We start from the raw sequence: 17,208 nt of genomic DNA on the forward strand, positions 1-17,208 counted from the left end.
TACAGACATAACGCTTGGCGAGTGTGCAGCAAGGGATGCTACCGCTTGTTCCCTACAGAGGCTGATGTTCAACTTCTATAAAATCGGTTTATGGTCATAGACAGATTCTACTAAGACTGGTCGATACCCTAATTTGTTGGTATTGACTAATCTCCTGCTTGATATTTCCTATTGACGCTGTTCATATTTGTTTTTGCAACCCAATAACCTGTTAACTTAACGGCACCGGCCGCCGGTGCCGTTAAGTTAACAGGTTAAACAACTTCATTCTTAACTCAGGGCATTGCGGCAAAAACTCACACATTTTTTCACTTCGGCGACTGCGCTTGAGCCAGCCGGTATCTGGTATTCCAACTCGACCGTAGCCGGAAAATTATATTTCTGATCACGCATTAACTTTAGCACCTGGAGCAAAGGGGTGTCGCCCTGGCCCCAGGGTAAATTGCCTTTGCCGTGGTCGGGCGTTTGGCGATCCTTGATGTGCATACTGGCGATGCGGTCATGCTTCTGCTTCAGGAAGACCAGCGGGTCGGGGTTCCCGGCCGCTACGTAGTGGCCCAGGTCGAAGTTGATGGCATTACCTGCTGATTGGGCGAGAGCGGTATCCCAGAACGTAGGCGTTTGCTGCTCATGCCCATGATAGCCTACGCGTAAACCCTGTTTGTGGGCCATCGTGCCTAACTTAAGGGTATGGGTGTCATTGCCCGGATGTTCTACCGTGACCTGACTGGCGCCCACCAGTTTAGCTGCCTTCAGGCCGTATTCAATTTCGGCGTCCGAACGCTGCATACCAAACGTATCGGGCTTAAACCCATAAATTTTTACCCCCGCCTGATTGTATAGTTTACGCACCTGCTCAAACTTGGCCATGGGTGCCGAGAGCCGCCATTTGGTCATTTCCTCCTGGTAAGCTTTCATCTGAGCATCTGCATCGGCCAGCGTTTTCTTCTCATCGTCGGTAAGGTCCTGTTTCTCGCGTCGTTTCCGCATCAACGGGAAGATGGACTTCATATCGACCGAATTTTTTGGAGCGCCGACAAACGATTCGGCTGGGCCACCCATCAGCTCAATGGCGCTGACTCCAGAATCCAGGACGTATTGCAGGGTGGCTTCGGCGCTTTGGTCGGGCATATCCCGAAAGGAATAAGTAATGACGCCAATCTGGACCCCGTCGATCAACGAATTCGGTTTATCCCCCAGACTACGGATAAGGGCGGGTGCGCCAAACAGTTTGTGGCTACCAACCACGGCTGTTGACACAAGAGCAGCCGTAGTTCCCAAAAACTGACGGCGGGTAGGTTGGTTTTTCATGGTTCTACAGGCTATCTAATTGATTGGATTATAGGGACGTAAAGCACTTAGTTCTGAGTAAATACTTTTAGCCGGCCCATCGACCCCGTAACATCATCCGGCTCATCCACTAAATTCTGGTCATAAGGCACTATACATGAACAAGGCTACGTAAAAATCCTAAACCTATCATGAGCCAGCAACCCACATTCGTCGAGTCACCGATCCCGTCAGGCAAAAATTCGATACGATTGTCGTCGGGTCGGGCCTTAGCGGAGATTGGTCGGCAAAAGAACGGTGCGAAAAAGGACTGAATGTGCTGCTTCCTGAACGGGGCGTATGATTGAGCACGTCACCGACTATCACACGGCGACCATGTATCCCTGGGAGTTTGAGCACCATGACCAGGTTATGCCGATTGACTTGCTATAACGGTATCCCATGCAGAACCGAACGGGCTTTGCCATCACTGCCAGAATCCATCACTAACCCACATGGCGCTCTCGGCGCGGGCGGCTGATTATGCCGTAAAAGCACTGAAACAGAGCGATATTCCACGATAAGACGAATTTTGTGGGCGCATCCGGCCAACCTATGGAGTAAGAGTTTACGAACGCCATCTTTTGGTAGTAGTTGACACTCACGCGGATGAAACGAACGCTTTGGCTATCGGGCCTGCTCACTTTTTCGGTATTGACAATTGCGGCAATCCCGGATAGCCTTGCCCAACCCAATCCTGACCGCCCTGATTTATGCCAGGGAGCCTACTTCACGGAGGAGCAGGGCGCTAAGGCGTTGCAGATGTTCGCCGGTACGTACCACGACCGTGCCAGTTGGGAAACCCGCGCTTCGCTGATTCGGAGGGGACTGCGGGAGGGAATGAACCTGCCCTCAACACCAAAATTTGCCCTGCTTCAACCCATTCGGCACAGTCTGCGGAAACTGAGTGGTTATACGGTCGAGAATGTGGCGTTTGAAAGTTTGCCGGGGCTTTTTGTGACGGGCAATCTCTATCGCCCACTAAATCTGGCCGGTAAATCAGCGGGGGTTCTTTGTCCGCATGGACACACGGCGAATTCAGATGCTCGCTTTGTGGAGCAAACCCAGCAACGGTGTGCAACGATGGCCCGCCTGGGAGCCGTCGTGTTTGTGTATGACATGCTCGGCTATGGCGACTCAAAACAATCCGATCACAAACTGGCGAAGGCCCTGACTCTGCAAACCTTAAATGGCATCCGGGCACTGGACTTTCTGACGAGTTTGCCAGACGTAGACACCAGCCGGATTGCGATGTCGGGGGAGTCGGGTGGGGGAACGCAGACATTTCTACTTACCGCGCTCGATTCGCGGATAAAAGTATCGGTGCCGGTTGTGATGGTGTCCGCTCACTTTTTCGGCGGGTGCGTCTGCGAAAGTGGTATGCCAATTCATAAACGGCCTACCCACCAAACCAGCAACGTAGACATTGCGGCCCTGGCGGCTCCCCGGCCTATGTTGCTGGTATCGGACGGGAAGGACTGGACGAAAAATACGCCCAATGTGGAATACCCATACATTCAGAAAATTTATGGGTATTATAACGCACAAAATCGGGTCGAAAATGTTCATCTACCCACCGAGGGCCACGATTACGGTCCCAGCAAACGCGCAGCCGCTTACCGGTTCCTGGCCAGGCACCTGAAACTTAATTTGAACCGTGTTCTCAAAGATGGTCAAATCGACGAAGCGCCAAATACCTTACTCCCTGCAACTGATTTACAGGTATTTACTGCTGAACACCCGCGTCCGGCTCGTGCCGTTGTAGGCGACGAGGCTGTGACAGCGCTTCTAAACTAAAAATTTCACCTAAACCACTGGCTTTGCTGCCTGAAACCCCCAATTCGAATGGAACTCTTTAACATTAACCGCCGTCGTTTTATACAAGGCACCACGGCTTCGCTCGCTCTTTCGGCTTTTGGCGCCAGGGGTATGGATTTGATTAACCCGCCCCAGGCCTATCGGGTCGCCTTGATTGGTACTGGCTGGTATGGTAAAAGCGATCTATTGCGCCTGATTCAGGTTGCTCCTGTCGACGTAGTGGCCCTGTGCGATGTCGATAAAAATATGCTGGCCGGAGCGGCCAAATTGGTAAGCCAGCGACAAAAGTCGGGTAAAACCCCTAAACTCTACGGCGACTACCAAAAAATGCTGGCCGAAAACCAACTGGATATTATTCTTATCGGCACTCCCGACCACTGGCACGCCCTGCAAATGATTGACTGCGTGAAAGCAGGCTCACATGTGTATGTGCAAAAGCCGATCAGTGTGGATGTTATGGAAGGTGAAGCGATGGTGGCGGCTGCCCGGAAATACAATAAGGTTGTGCAGGTGGGCACGCAGCGCAAAAGCACGCCACACCTGATTGAGGCCAAGAAAACGATTGTCGATGCCGGTTTGCTCGGTAAAATATCGCACGTTGAGATGTCGTGCGATCTGCACATGCGTAACAACGGCAATCCGCCCGTACAGGCCGTTCCTGATTTTCTGGATTACAACATGTGGACCGGCCCCGCTCCATTGCGCCCTTACGATGGCCTGCCTCATGTGCGCTGGTGGCGGACATTCATGGAGTATGGCAACGGCATTACGGGCGATATGTGCGTTCACATGCTCGATACGGTTCGCTGGATGCTAAAACTGGGCTGGCCGAAGCGCATTAGCTCACATGGCGGCATTTATGTTCAGAAAGAAGGTAAGTCGAACATCTCCGATACGCAATCGGCTCTGTTCGAATATGATGAACTGAATTGTGTCTGGCATCATAAAACATGGGGCACGGCCAACAATCCTGATTACCCCTGGTCGTTTACGCTATACGGCGAAAAAGGAACGTTGTGGGGTAGCACGATGCAATGTGATTTTATTCCGGATGATAAAAATGGCAAGAAAATCCACTTGGATGTGGTCTATGAAAAGGAGAAATATCCGGAGGATGTGACGGAAGATACAACCCCCAAAATTGAATTGAATGCGGCTCCGGCAACTCGCCTGCATATGCTCAATTTCCTGGATGCCATCGACAAAAAATCCCGGCCCGTTGCCGACATCGAGGAAGGACACATCTCAACCTCCAGTTGCATTCTGGCAAACATGGCTATGAAAACAGGCCGCCCTATGGTCTATGACCCGGTTAAGCGGGAAGTTGTTGGCGACAAAGAGGCTACCAAAATGCTCGCAAGAGACTACCGGAGTCCGTATGTGCATCCCGACCCGAAGAAGGTGTAATTTCACGGGTCAACGTATAAGAACAAAAGCAGGTAATCATTCTTTTTGGAGAAAGAATGATTACCTGCTTTTGTTTACCCCAAACTCACCAGTTCCTTCAACTCGGCATCGCTCAGGTCTCCCAACCAGGTTTCGCCGGTTTTAATGGCGAGGTCGGCCAGTTCGCGCTTGGAACGGATCATGGCGTCAATTTTCTCTTCGAGCGTTCCCTGATTCATGAGTCGATACACCAGCACGTTTTTGGTCTGCCCAATACGAAACGCCCGGTCAGTAGCCTGCGACTCAACCGCCGGGTTCCACCATAAATCGTAGTGAATGACGTGGTTCGCCTGCGTCAGATTCAGGCCTGTACCGCCTGCTTTGAGCGACAGAATAAACGTGTGGTCGCTGCGGTTGCGCTGAAACTGCTCCACCATCCGGTCGCGCTCGGGCCGGGACGTGCCGCCATGCAGAAACAACGGTTGCTGACCGAATGCCTCCTGAATAAACCTGGCTAACAACTCACCCATTTCGCGGTACTGCGTGAAAATGAGCACTTTCTCGTGACTGGCGTAAATATTTTCGAGCAGGTTGAGCAACAGTATGGCTTTGCCCGACAGGGCGGCCGTGTGATTACCCCGTTTAAGATACTGATGCGGGTGATTGCCAATTTGCTTGAGAGCAGTCATGAGTTTAAGCACCAGACCCCGGCGGGCAATACCGTCTTTTTGCTCGATGGCGCGTAGACTTTCCTGTACCACACTTTCGTAGAGAGCCGCCTGCTCGGTAGTAAGTGTACAGAACTGATTAGTCTCGATTTTGTCTGGCAAGTCGCTAATGATGCTGCGGTCGGTTTTGACCCGCCGAAGCAGAAACGGGCTGGTGATACGCCGAAACTGGTCGAGTTTCTGATGGTCGCGTTCTTGCTGAATGGGCTTGCCAAATTCCTCATTGAACTTGCTCAACCCACCCAGATACCCCTTGTTAACGAAGTCCATGATGCTCCAGAACTCCGACAGCCGGTTTTCGACGGGCGTACCACTCAGCGCAATCCGAATTGGGGCTTTCAGGGCCTTAACGGCTTTCGTCTGCTCGGTATCCGAGTTTTTGATGTTCTGCGCTTCGTCGATAACCACAACCGCCCAGGTCGTTTTTTTGAGCGTATCCAGGTCAGAGCGCACAACGCCATACGTGGTTAACAGCAGATCATATTTGTCTGCTTCGGCCGGAAGTTTACGATTTGGGCCGTGATAGACCCGTTCCTGCAATTCCGGGGCGAATCGGGCAATTTCTTTTTGCCAGTTCGTAAGCAGCGTTGTTGGGAGCACAACCAGCCCCTTCTGCTTCGTAAACCGTCCCTCCTGCTTAAATTTTAGCAGTAATGTGATGATTTGCAGCGTTTTACCCAAGCCCATGTCATCGGCCAGCAGACTGCCCATGCCGAGGGCTGTGTTCTTAATGAGCCAGTCATACCCGCGATGCTGGTAAGGACGAAGGATGGCGTTCAGGGCATCGGGCAGGGGTTGAGCAGCACTTTCGGTAAACTGTTTTAGTAATTTCCGTACCTCCGCCGATAACCCTAACCGGCCACCCTTGTATTCTTCTGACAGGGCCGCTTTGAGCAGTTCAGAGCCGGTTAGTTCGGGTGGATTTTCGAGTTGTTTGTAGAGTTTGGTAAGGTCGTTCGGGTCGATCAACACGTATTGGTCTTTAATTTTAACCAACCCGGTTGTGCGGCCAACCAGTTTTTGAAATTCTTTCACGCTCACCATCTCGTCGCCGAGGGCCACCTGCCAGTCGAAAGTAAGCATGTCGTCCAATCGCATAAAGGCATTGTTCGCCGTGACTTTGGCCTTGAGCCGCCCGCCCACCTGCGGACGAACCCAGTGCTGGAGCGACTTGGGCAGCCAGAGCGCAATGCCCAGTAATTGCATCCGGGGCAATGTGTCGAGCAGGATTTGTACAAAGGCCGTGGGTGAATACGAAAGGTAAGGCGGGCCACCCGTCTTCGTTAGTTTCGCTAAATCCGGAAAATGCCGCGATAGCACCAGCAAATCCTGCAAAACTGCCATTCGGATACGTTCATGTCTTTTTTTGGACAGCAGTTCGGGCAAGGGAATGGGAGCGGTGGGCGTGCCGGCTGTTTCGGTCGTTTGGCGGTCGCGGATGAGCAAACTCAGGCGAAACTCATCGCCAAATTCAGTATCCTCGACCGCCAGAATGGGCACGAATCGTTTGTGAGACAGGAAAAAATCACTGAGCCAAAGCTGCATGGCGAATGGCATTTCCTTGCGGCCAAAGCCCTCAAAGCGCAGCGTTTCAACCCCAAAAAAGAGCCGGTCGGCGTCTTCCAGTGGCCAGCGTTCCCAGAGTTCGATGGTTGTTGGTTTGATAATCCGGCGCAGGAACAGCGAACAGAGTGTCAGCGTCAGTTGATTGTCGGGCAGGGCCAGCCATTCTTTTTGCCAGCGCACCGTCAGTAGCGTTGGCGGAATCTGACTGGTTAACAAATCAGTGAGGTGTTTGACCTGTTCGTTAAGCGTTGCGGGGAGCCACCGCACCCGATACTGGTCTTCGGCAGGGCCAACGCGCAGGAGTTGAGGCACCACCGCTCCCCGGCGCAGCAAAGCCGCCGAAAACTGATGCGTCAGGTACAAGGCGCGCACGGAATCGCTCATTTCAGGCCAGTCGGCTTCGGTAAGCTGACCAATCCAGCCGACTAAGTCGCTCATTTTGAAATTCGTGAGCGGGCGGGGTTCGCCATGTTCGCTGAAAAGGCCGATTTTCTTCACCGACATTACCTCGTCCAATTGCAGTTCAATGCTGTCGCTGAAGTCGGGCCGTTGCGTGTGAGAAAATGGGTTTTCGTCGGCGATGGGTTTACTGAACAGTTTATACGCTTTCGTCAATGACTTATGGAAATCACCCTTCGCAAACGTAACCTCCGTTGAAAGTAACCCCAGCAGTTGCTCCGAAAGGGGTGGTATGGTGGCAAAGTCCAGGTTGGCGCGGGCTTTTTCGTCGGCCTGCCAGTCGTCATCATCGGGCAGGTCGTCGGTGCAGAGTTCTCTGAACGACAGTACGTTTCCCAGGCTGCCGCCCACCATGCCAGCCTGATCTTTCTGAACATCAGCCAGAATATCTAAGCCTTTTAACTGAAAAACTAAGAACGGATTTCGGTCGATTTCGTTGGCGATAACATAAACAACAGCCGCGAGGTGTTTGCAGGGAACGGCAAAATCGGGGCAGGAACAGCCCATACTTAAATCCCGGAAGGAGCGCGGAAAGAGTTGAATTCCCCGTCGGTTGGTAAATTCGGTCAGTTCGGGTGGAAGCTGGCGATTCAGGAGTTGAGCCAGTGTGGACGGATTCTCGCGGATTTCGGTCAGCAGCCAGTCTTTTTCCTGTCCGGTAAACAACGGCACTGATAGTTTGGCTTTATAGGGCCGGGGCGCCGACCCTTTGATCGACGCGCTAATCTGATTATTGGCAATAGTTAGCCCCTGAACGGCTCCTTTATTGGCGTAGGTTTTTCCGCGCGGCAGACGGTTGGCCATGTCAATGCTTGTCAGGGCATTGAGCCACTGTTGCCCCCACCACGTTTTACCGTAACTGACACGTTCCGCCATGTATACCAAAATCAATAGATTCAGGTGCAAAAATAAAGGATTCGCCATTCAGCAACGCATAGTGCTTAATTTGGCAGGCTTAGGTTCAGCAATTCGTTTTTCGACAGGATTACAGGATTTTCAGGGTAAATTCAAAAAACCTGAAATCCTGTAATCCTGTCGAAAATCACCAAATTCCATTCGACTCACGCCTGGTTAATTGGTTGACAAATGCGGACCTGTCATCTACAAAAAAGGCGAATCGGGAAACCCCTTTTTTTAGTCCATAAGGTCCCAGGAAAGACACCGGCTTGCTGAAGGTTAGCAATACATTCGGCGTAGTCAGAAAAGCCCCATTTAAAAGGTCCGGTTGTTTCACGGGTTTCTCATGAAGCAGCGAGACCTGAGCAATAGCAGAGCGGGGAATAATGGCTCGCCAGCGAATTCCCAACCGAATACGTACCTGATTATCCGTTAGATACGAAGGGCGTTTAACGGTCGCTATGGCATCGGCTACAAAAAATAACAGGCCGTACCCACTGAGTATTGTGACCCAGAAGGCGGCTGTCGGACTCCAGCGGCTTAACAGCAAATGAACCGCAACACCCTCAATTGCCCCAACTAAGAGTAACCCCACGAGTAGAGCTGTCTGCCCCGATTGCCGGTGAATAGTAACGGTTTTAGCCCCGGCTGGAACGTCGGAACTAAGCCACCAGCCCAACAGTGCATAATACAGTGTCAGAATTTCCCCAAGAACGGCCCCGGCCATTCGTTCGCCGAAAACAGTTGCCAGACTTTCGTGCAGGGCGGTTTCTGCATCGGTCCTCTGGCGCAAACGCTGATACGTTCGTATAAGGGTACGAATGCGTACTCCGGCAATAATCAGCATCGTACCCTCGGCGAAAAGCAACAACAGAGGCCAGAGTTGGTTAGGTAGAAACGACCCTTGTGGTGAAATCAATAAGGCCACCCGCACCATTAGCAGCGCTACTAACCCTAAGCGACTGATCGCCAAGCGAAGCGGACGGGCTACAAGCCAGTAAAACAGGGCTGTCGGTACGAAAACCAAATCGAAAAGCACGGCCAGCGATAAGCCCACCGGCTGTCGGCTAAAGGCTGATGTATGCGTAATGACGACTTCTACCCAAATGAGCAGAGCGGTGAGAAGTACAAAAGCAACGACTCGGAGCGAGGTGTAGGAACGGAGTAAAGCCATACGGCAAAAATATTCACAAAAAGCTCATTCGGGCCAAGATACTCATTCATAAGCAGGACTTTTTTGCGTACTTTTACTTACTCCGCATGGTCAACTAACCCGTCTGTTTGTATGGTTCTGAACACCCCCGCCACCGATACGCCCCTCGGCCGAGGCATTAAACATATTGGTATCGGTAAGTACGGCAGTAAGCCGCTCACGCCCGAATTACTAATCGAGTGCCGGGCCGCCCTGATCGACCCAAGCACGCATCCGCTTCAGAAAGGGGCATTCCTGGGAGCATTGCTGGCAAAGGGGCCAACGCCCGACGAAAAAACGCTGGAAGAAGTTATCGGTAAAGGAGCGTTCTCGCACCCGACATTTTTTGTCAATAAGATTTGCCCCGACTTACCCCTCGGTATGCACCCAATTGCTACGAAACTGGTTCGGGGGGCAAACCTGCAGGTAACGGAGGCTGAGCAATTGGGCGATTATTTATTTAGCAATCATCCCTGCGAAGTTTTCCGGGGGCTGGCCGCCAGTATCATGCGCGTTCGGCACGAGACCAACGAAGAATACCAGGGTCTGATGCGGGCTGCCGAGCGCACATTTACGCCGGGTTTTGGACCAATAAGCTGCGCCGACCGGCCGTTGGTGCAACTGGCCGAGCCGTTCGACGGCGTCGAGAATAGTTATTTGATTACGCCCTTGCTGGGCCGGTTTTTTCAGAAGCGGGGCTACGGAGCCGTGTCGCTCGTCGGGCGGTCGGGCGGGCCAAAGTTTACGCTCAATGCGCTGGATGTCTACATGCACCTCGGTTGTCAGTTTCTGCTGGGTAATCACGAACTCGACACGCCCTTAAACGCCTTTGGCTGGGTACTCGACCAGAAGGCACTTTCCCCCGCCCTTCATCGCTGGGTCGACCGGCGGCAGATAATCATTAAACGCCCTTTTCTGGCTACGCTCGAGAAGGTGTTGAATCCCTGCCATGCGCGTATTCTGGTTACGTCGGTATTTCACATTACCTATCAGATGAAAATGGCTGAACTGGCGATGATGGCTGGTTTTGACGGGGTCATCGTGCTCAAGCGGGGGCTGGAGGGCAGCCTGGCACCCTCAACGAGCCGGGCATGTGGGATTTTGTGCGCCGTCAGAACACCACGCGGGCATTTGTTCTACCAACACTTTGAGGGTGACACGCCCGCCTTTGCGTCGTTCCGCACCGAAGTCGAACCCGAGTACGAGCAGCCCCAGGCCCGCGATAATGCCCGGCTTATCCGCCAGTTTATGACTGACGGGTCTACCTCAACTGCCGACTTCGACAACCGGGTACGGTTTGCCCATGCGCTCTATGGCCGGGGACTCGACTGGATTGAAGGGCAACTGCGGTAACGTCTGACCCGAAAGCCGTACCTTTGCGATTAGGATTTAGTCAGGATGGCATGACAGACGTAGTGATTATTGGCGGGGGCATTGTTGGCTTAGCCACCGCCCTGCAATTAAAACAGCAACGACCTGACCTCAGGGTCGTTTTGATTGAGAAAGAACCGGCCGTTGCCCGGCATCAGACCGGCCACAACAGCGGTGTTATTCATTCGGGTTTATACTACAGACCCGGAAGCCTGAAAGCCACCAACTGCATTCGGGGTTACCGGATGCTCATCGACTTCTGCGATGCTGAGGGAATCCCCTACGACCTCTGCGGCAAAATTGTTGTGGCAACCAAAGCCGACGAGTTGCCTCAGTTAGAAACACTTTACGAACGTGGTCAGCAGAATGGATTGAGTGGCCTGAAAAAGCTCTCGCTTACCGAAATGCACGAGATTGAACCACACGTTAATGGCGTGGCCGGGATGTTCGTGCCGCAAACGGGCATTATTGATTATAAGCAGGTTAGCGATAAATACGCTGAGAAATTTGAGGCATTGGGGGGCGAAATTCGGCTGGCCGAGCGAGTTGAGCAGGTAACGCCAGGCACAAGCATCAGTATTGTTGTGACGGATAAAGGCCGCTACGAAACTAAACTCGTCGTTAATTGCGCTGGGCTGTATTCTGACAAAATTGCCCAACTAACCCAGCGCGAAGCCGTTGACGTCAGGATTGTACCGTTTCGGGGGGAGTATTTCAAGATACGCCCCGAAAAACAGTATTTGGTTAAAAACCTGATTTATCCCGTTCCGGATCCGAATTTTCCGTTCCTCGGTGTTCATTTTACCCGCATGATTCACGGCGGGATAGAAGCCGGTCCGAACGCAGTGTTGGCATTTCAGCGGGAAGGCTATACCAAATCGGACATCAATTTAAAAGAGTTATTTGAAACGCTTTCGTGGCCGGGCTTTCAGAAAGTAGCCGCCAAATACTGGCAAACGGGCTTAGGCGAAATGTATCGCTCGTTCTCGAAGTCGGCATTTACAAAAGCCCTGCAGAACTTAATCCCTGCTATTCAGGAGGCCGACCTCGAAGATGGGGGGGCAGGGGTGCGGGCGCAGGCCTGCGACCGTTCGGGTGGACTACTCGACGATTTTGCGATTCTGGAAACTGACAAAGCCATCAACGTCGTCAATGCACCGTCGCCAGCCGCTACTTCGTCATTATCCATCGGTAAAACCGTATCAGAGAAGGTGTTAGCCCGTTTTTGAGTCAGTTTAGCCAAACAAAATCAGGTACATCACGTTTGTCTGTGAAAGAAACCTTTGGCTCACTAACTGATTACTCACATGAAAGCTCTCAATCCAATAGAAGCATTAGATACACCGTCTGACCTGAAGGAGAAAAGCCGGGAGAAAGTAGCTGATGCGCTGAATTGCTTGGTTGCCGATGCCTTTGGCTTGTATATCAAGACGAAAAACTTCCATTGGCATGTGTCTGGCCGGCATTTCCGCGATTATCATTTGCTGTTAGACGAACAGGCCGACCAGATTTTCGCCACCATTGATCCCCTGGCTGAACGTGTACGAAAAATTGGCGCAAACACAATCCGGTCGGTGGCGCACATCGCCCAGTTGCAGCGGGTAAAAGACAACGACGAGGATTTTGTGGCTCCCAAAGATATGCTGCTGGAACTCATCGCCGAAAACAAAAAGATGGCCCAGAACATGCGCGATGCCCACAAAATTGCGGATGATGCCGATGATGTAGCCACCGCCAGCTTACTTGAAGTTTATATTGACGAGACCGAACGGCGCATCTGGTTCCTGTTTGAAACCACGCGGGAATTGAATTAACGTAGAGGTGGTGTCGGGTTTGAGAACCCGACACCATAATGAGACTTAGTTAACGAACATTATTTATGTAAGCAGGTCAATTAGAAAGTGCCTTTGTACTGGCCTTAACTTTGAAAAATAATACATATCCCATGTTATTTCTATATGTTGAACTGAAGTATAGTCTTCGCTCTCCGTAATTTGCAGAAACAGTTTTTGTTGATATTCACCTTTGTACTCAAACTCAGCTAATACATAAGCAAATATTTTTTGGTCAAAAGAATTATCTTTAGCATTTACAGGAATTTCATTCTCGTCTAGCCGAAAAGACTGCAAAATTCTAGTGCAACCTATAAATTTATGAATGTCTGATATCATGACCTTTTCACGCCAGTGTATAAATTGTATGAGAGAGGGATCGGTAGAAGGCTTAAATATATTCTTAAGAATTGAAAAGGTGGTATTTCGATTGACTAAAACAGTTACATAGTCAGTTGAGGAAATTACAGTATTTGCCACTATTCCCTTTATACTATGTCTAAGTCTATCGAAGCTATTTAAATTATTTAAATACGTATGGTCATGGATTAGGTCATTAAGCAAATAATAGCTTTGGTATTTTTCACTTTTCAAAACAGTGAATTGCTGCTTAAAATAATAATCCTCTAAAACGCCTATCTTGGTGAATGTATCGTTCATATCCCTTACAATATTAAAAATTTAACTATATATGATGTAACTTGTACTACGTACTGCTTCTCTATTTCGAACTCTCCAATTAGATTCACTAAATTAATAAATATCTCATATGCTCTTCGAAGGTGGCGGAGTTTGATGTTATTAATAGTCTAAGAATAGTCATCAGCATATCATAAACTGGAAAAACTGACCGCTTTTTTTGTAAGTTGGCTGCATGAAAGTTCGACCCTCTGCGCTGATCTGGCGGCAAAACGCCAATCAAACGGAAGTGCTGCTCATGCGCTACTCATATGGCGGGCAGGACGTATTTGCCCTGCCCGGCGGCAGCCCCGACCGGGGAGAAATACTCACCGAAACCATCGTGCGGGAAATTCGGGAAGAATTAGGCGTATCGGTCGAGGTTGGGGAGATGATTCTGGCGGGCGAAATGCTGCTAACCCAGCGCAACGACGATGTGCTGCATGTTGTCTTTGCGGCCCGCAACCTCAAAGGCGAACCAACCCTGAATCCGGCCGAAACAACTGCCCTTGAGTTGGTCTGGAAACCCATTTCAGAAGTAGATAAACTCAACTTATACCCAAACATTGGCGCGAGAATCCAGCCCTGGTTCAGCAGCGCTACCTATCTGGGCTACATCGGCCGCATCGAGCAGCAGTATTTTGGGTAATGACCCAATAGTCTCCAGCTTCGGTTTGCATATTCGCTAAATATGTAACTCATTTACAGTTAGTTCGAATAATCCTCTTTTTTCTACCAATGCGACTAAGTAGGGGCATCTACTTTCTACTGCTGTGCCTGGGGACCCTGCTCCAGACCAGTTGGGCGCAGTCGGTGTCGTTGGCGAACACGGCGGTTTTTCGGGTCGATCACATCGGCGTAAGTGACGGATTAACGCAGGGATCGGTTTATTCGATGCTGAAAGATAGCCGGGGGTTTCTTTGGTTTGGCACCCAGGACGGGCTGAATCGCTACGATGGGCACCGGTTCCGAACTTATCGCCCGGCCATTGGGGCGCGTGGATCCATTCAGCCCGGCACCATTCGGGGCGTTAATGTTTTCGGGATTGTCGAAGACCCGGCTGGTAATTTGTGGGTTGGCACCGAAGAGGGGTTAAATCGCTATGACCGGCAACGCGATCGCTTCGACTGCTTTTTTGCGAGAGGACCCGGCAAAAAGCCACTCACCAGCCGTAACATGCCCTTTTTTGCTGACCAGAATGAAGTACTTTACCTTAGCGATTCGGAAGGTTTAGTGCGATTCGAGTACAAAAAACGGCATAAAACGATTCTGGCGGCTACTTTGCGCTTACCCAATGCGTATGATTTACAAAGCTCAACGGTCAGGACGCCGACGGGGGATGTATGGCTACAGGCGCCAATGGGCCTGATGCGCTACAGTCCCCGTACCAATACAATCGCTCATTATTTCAGTGATGATCCAACCAACCGGTTTGGCCCGGCACAGAGTGTCCTTTCCTTCTGGATTGATGCCGACGAAATTGCCTGGATCGGCACCGACACCGGCCTGATTCGGTTTGATTATCGGCACAATACGTATGAAACGTATGCAACCGTTGGTCGCACGCCTATCAGCGCCATTTATAGCATTGCGCCTGATCAGCGCGGTCGGCTGTGGCTCGGCACACAGCGAAATGGTGTTCTTTATTTCGATAAGCGGTCACGGATGTTTGGTCAGGCAACTGACTTCATAACTAATACGCAGCGACTGAGTGAGTTTAAGATCAGCAAGGTCTATGTCGATAATACGGGTATTGTGTGGGCCAATACTGACCCCGATGGCTTAGCCCGCATTATTCCCGACGCTTTTTTGTTCGGTGGCCTGGTCAAACGGCTGGGTGTCGATACACTACCCGCTAATCAACGGTTAAGCAACTACACCGTTCGGGGGTTTCTGGAGGAACGATTCGACCGGCTCTGGGTGCTTACCGAAAATGGTATCAATGTTATTGACCCACGTACCAACCGCGTTACTGAACGGTTTCTGACCCGGTCGTCAGCAGCCAAAGGACCGAACCAACCTCTCATTAAAAGCCTGTACCGCGATCCACAACGTCGCATCTGGGTTGGTCGAACGGGGGGTGTGCTGGCCTATGAGCCGTTAACCAAAACGTTTGATCCCATCTTATTCACCGCTTCCTCAGGCAGTTTAAGCACGCCCAATTATGTTCGTAATTTGGTCAGCATCACCGACACGCTATTGATTGCGGCAACCGAAGATGGCCTGTATGCGCTGAATACCCTTCGCCGTCAGTGGCGAAAGGTGCCGGTTCTGAACCATCAGAATATTTTTAGCGTCTGGTATGAGGCCACTACCCGGCAACTTTGGGTGGGTACGTATCTGAATGGGTATTACAGCTACCGGCTACCTCAAACTGCATGGCCTGCCGCAGGCAATCGGAAGCCGTCAGTGTGGCCGTTGGTTAAATCCGGTTTGAAAGGCTATACTATACTGCATATCCGGCCCGATGCCAGCGGTCAGCACCTGTGGCTTTCCTGCGACCGGGGATTAGTGGCTCTGAATGCGTCGACAAGCAGGTTTCGCTTATACGCTGAGCGTCAGGGGTTAGCTAATTCATTTGTTTACGGCTCGTTCATCGATGCCCGGAATAACATCTGGATGAGCACAAACCGGGGCGTGTCCCGCTTAGACCCGGTTACCCAAACCCTAAAAAACTTCACGCCGGATGATGGGCTTCAGGGTTATGAATTTAACGGGAATGCCTTTCTACACGCTGCGAATGGCGAGTTATACTTTGGTGGTGTCAATGGCTTCAATCGTTTTCGGCCCGATGACTTTCGAATAAGTTCGGTTAACCCATACGCTCACATCTATTCGCTGACCATCAATGAAGAGCCGTTCAGCACGGAAACCTACATTGGCGAAGCCCGTCAGATTGACCTGGACCATACGCAAACTACGCTGGCCTTAGAGTTCGCTGCCCTCGACTTCACCAGCAATGGTCACAACGCCTACCAGTATCAACTCATGAATTACGATGAGCAGTGGGTAGATGCCGGTGAGCGTAACTACGTTCGGTATGCAAACCTTCCTCCTGGCAACTACGTTTTTCAGGTGAGAGCCGCTAATCGGGATGGCCATTGGAGCACGCATCTTCGGAAGCTATTCATTCATATTGAGCCGCCCTTCTGGCAAAAAATACCGTTTATCCTGCTGGTCATTCTGAGCTGTATCGGTGCCGTCTGGGTGTGGATAAAACAGCGGGAGAATGCCATTCGGCGGCAGCAGGCCGACCGGGTGCGGTTAGCCTATGACATTCAGGAGCAGGTAAAAAAAGACATTGCCCGCGATATACACGATGAAATAGGCACCCGGCTGGCAACCATCAAACTCTATACCACCCAACTCACTCAGCAGGCGGGCGAAACACCAACGATTCTATCCCTTAAAAACACAATATTCCAGCTAATCAATGATACCATCGGCGATGTACGGAATCTGCTCCGGAAGCTGAACCCGCAAACCTTAGAGCGGCATGGCTATGTGGCTGCCGTTGACGAATTATTCTCGCGGATTGATGCAACCGGCGTTATAAATGCCCATTTCGAGCCGAGTGATCCCGCCGAGCCCATCGACCGGTTACCGGCTGATATGGAGGTAATGCTGTATCGTATTACGCAGGAGTTGGTCAACAATTCACTCAAACACGCCAATGCTCACCAAATAGACTTACACATAAGCCAACAAACCGATCAGCTCTTGCTGACGTATCAGGACGACGGGCAGGGATTCAACTACGAACAGACCCAGAAAAAATCGAGCGGTTTAGGTATCGGCAATATCGAATCGCGGGTCGCTATTTTAGGCGGACAAATTTCCTGGCAAAGTGGGCCGGGCCAGGGGTTGCAGGCCACGATTAAAGTCCCACTTGGTCTGAGTAGCAAACGACATTTTTTCGACCCGACCCCTCGTCAGCCCCTGTCGACTTAAG

At 51.1% G+C, this 17,208-nt stretch carries 12 protein-coding genes; 8 read left to right on the top strand and 4 right to left on the bottom strand.

Annotated features, from left to right (window positions below):
• Positions 1-270: 270 nt before the first annotated feature.
• The gene (locus tag ACYVI1_RS10565; protein ID WP_460909673.1) at positions 271-1,311 is read right to left on the bottom strand and encodes a sugar phosphate isomerase/epimerase family protein; all 1,041 of its coding nucleotides are present in this window, start codon (positions 1,309-1,311) and stop codon (positions 271-273) included.
• 170 nt (positions 1,312-1,481) lie between these two features.
• Between ACYVI1_RS10565 and ACYVI1_RS10570 the strand changes: the two genes are divergently transcribed.
• From ACYVI1_RS10570 to ACYVI1_RS10580, 3 genes are all read left to right on the top strand, one after another.
• Entirely contained in the window at positions 1,482-1,604 is a 123-nt protein-coding gene (locus ACYVI1_RS10570; protein WP_460909675.1) for a hypothetical protein, read from the top strand.
• Between the two features lie 334 nt (positions 1,605-1,938).
• A complete protein-coding gene (locus tag ACYVI1_RS10575) occupies positions 1,939-3,126 on the top strand; it encodes an alpha/beta hydrolase family protein (protein ID WP_460909676.1) in 1,188 nt (395 codons plus the stop codon).
• A gap of 48 nt (positions 3,127-3,174) precedes the next feature.
• Positions 3,175-4,554 carry a Gfo/Idh/MocA family protein gene (locus ACYVI1_RS10580; protein ID WP_460909679.1) on the top strand — a complete coding sequence of 460 codons (1,380 nt, stop codon included), beginning with the start codon at positions 3,175-3,177 and terminating at the stop codon, positions 4,552-4,554.
• A gap of 74 nt (positions 4,555-4,628) precedes the next feature.
• Here the strand turns inward: ACYVI1_RS10580 and ACYVI1_RS10585 are convergent, their stop codons facing one another.
• Positions 4,629-8,162, bottom strand: coding sequence for an SNF2-related protein (locus tag ACYVI1_RS10585; RefSeq protein ID WP_460910505.1), 3,534 nt, complete (start codon positions 8,160-8,162; stop codon positions 4,629-4,631).
• Positions 8,163-8,328: 166 nt separating this feature from the next.
• Positions 8,329-9,357, bottom strand: a complete 1,029-nt coding sequence (locus ACYVI1_RS10590; RefSeq protein WP_460909680.1) for a hypothetical protein — start codon at positions 9,355-9,357, stop codon at positions 8,329-8,331.
• A 111-nt stretch (positions 9,358-9,468) separates the two neighbouring features.
• Between ACYVI1_RS10590 and ACYVI1_RS10595 the strand changes: the two genes are divergently transcribed.
• From ACYVI1_RS10595 to ACYVI1_RS10605, 3 genes are all read left to right on the top strand, one after another.
• Entirely contained in the window at positions 9,469-10,728 is a 1,260-nt protein-coding gene (locus tag ACYVI1_RS10595) for an anthranilate phosphoribosyltransferase (RefSeq protein WP_460909683.1), read from the top strand.
• Between the two features lie 50 nt (positions 10,729-10,778).
• Positions 10,779-11,975 (top strand): L-2-hydroxyglutarate oxidase, encoded by a 1,197-nt coding sequence (lhgO, locus tag ACYVI1_RS10600; protein WP_460909686.1) that lies wholly within the window; start codon positions 10,779-10,781, stop codon positions 11,973-11,975.
• 78 nt (positions 11,976-12,053) lie between these two features.
• Complete coding sequence (locus ACYVI1_RS10605) at positions 12,054-12,560, top strand: Dps family protein (protein ID WP_460909688.1); 507 nt, start codon at positions 12,054-12,056, stop codon at positions 12,558-12,560.
• A gap of 63 nt (positions 12,561-12,623) precedes the next feature.
• Here the strand turns inward: ACYVI1_RS10605 and ACYVI1_RS10610 are convergent, their stop codons facing one another.
• Entirely contained in the window at positions 12,624-13,238 is a 615-nt protein-coding gene (locus ACYVI1_RS10610) for a hypothetical protein (RefSeq protein ID WP_460909690.1), read from the bottom strand.
• 214 nt (positions 13,239-13,452) lie between these two features.
• On the opposite strand from ACYVI1_RS10610, the gene ACYVI1_RS10615 reads away from it, so the two are divergent.
• Together ACYVI1_RS10615 and ACYVI1_RS10620 are read left to right on the top strand one after the other, a co-directional pair.
• A complete protein-coding gene (locus ACYVI1_RS10615; protein ID WP_460909692.1) occupies positions 13,453-13,905 on the top strand; it encodes an NUDIX domain-containing protein in 453 nt (150 codons plus the stop codon).
• Positions 13,906-13,994: 89 nt separating this feature from the next.
• Positions 13,995-17,207, top strand: a complete 3,213-nt coding sequence (locus ACYVI1_RS10620) for a sensor histidine kinase (protein ID WP_460909694.1) — start codon at positions 13,995-13,997, stop codon at positions 17,205-17,207.
• Position 17,208: the final 1 nt, after the last annotated feature.

Source organism: Spirosoma areae (assembly GCF_054781775.1).

Coding starts and splice junctions, on each gene's coding strand:
- ACYVI1_RS10565 (WP_460909673.1), bottom strand. CDS start 1,311: ATGAAAAACCAACCTACCCGCCGTCAGTTTTTGGGAACTACGGCTGCT.
- ACYVI1_RS10570 (WP_460909675.1), top strand. CDS start 1,482: ATGAGCCAGCAACCCACATTCGTCGAGTCACCGATCCCGTCAGGCAAA.
- ACYVI1_RS10575 (WP_460909676.1), top strand. CDS start 1,939: ATGAAACGAACGCTTTGGCTATCGGGCCTGCTCACTTTTTCGGTATTG.
- ACYVI1_RS10580 (WP_460909679.1), top strand. CDS start 3,175: ATGGAACTCTTTAACATTAACCGCCGTCGTTTTATACAAGGCACCACG.
- ACYVI1_RS10585 (WP_460910505.1), bottom strand. CDS start 8,162: ATGGCGGAACGTGTCAGTTACGGTAAAACGTGGTGGGGGCAACAGTGG.
- ACYVI1_RS10590 (WP_460909680.1), bottom strand. CDS start 9,357: ATGGCTTTACTCCGTTCCTACACCTCGCTCCGAGTCGTTGCTTTTGTA.
- ACYVI1_RS10595 (WP_460909683.1), top strand. CDS start 9,469: ATGGTTCTGAACACCCCCGCCACCGATACGCCCCTCGGCCGAGGCATT.
- lhgO (WP_460909686.1), top strand. CDS start 10,779: ATGACAGACGTAGTGATTATTGGCGGGGGCATTGTTGGCTTAGCCACC.
- ACYVI1_RS10605 (WP_460909688.1), top strand. CDS start 12,054: ATGAAAGCTCTCAATCCAATAGAAGCATTAGATACACCGTCTGACCTG.
- ACYVI1_RS10610 (WP_460909690.1), bottom strand. CDS start 13,238: ATGAACGATACATTCACCAAGATAGGCGTTTTAGAGGATTATTATTTT.
- ACYVI1_RS10615 (WP_460909692.1), top strand. CDS start 13,453: ATGAAAGTTCGACCCTCTGCGCTGATCTGGCGGCAAAACGCCAATCAA.
- ACYVI1_RS10620 (WP_460909694.1), top strand. CDS start 13,995: ATGCGACTAAGTAGGGGCATCTACTTTCTACTGCTGTGCCTGGGGACC.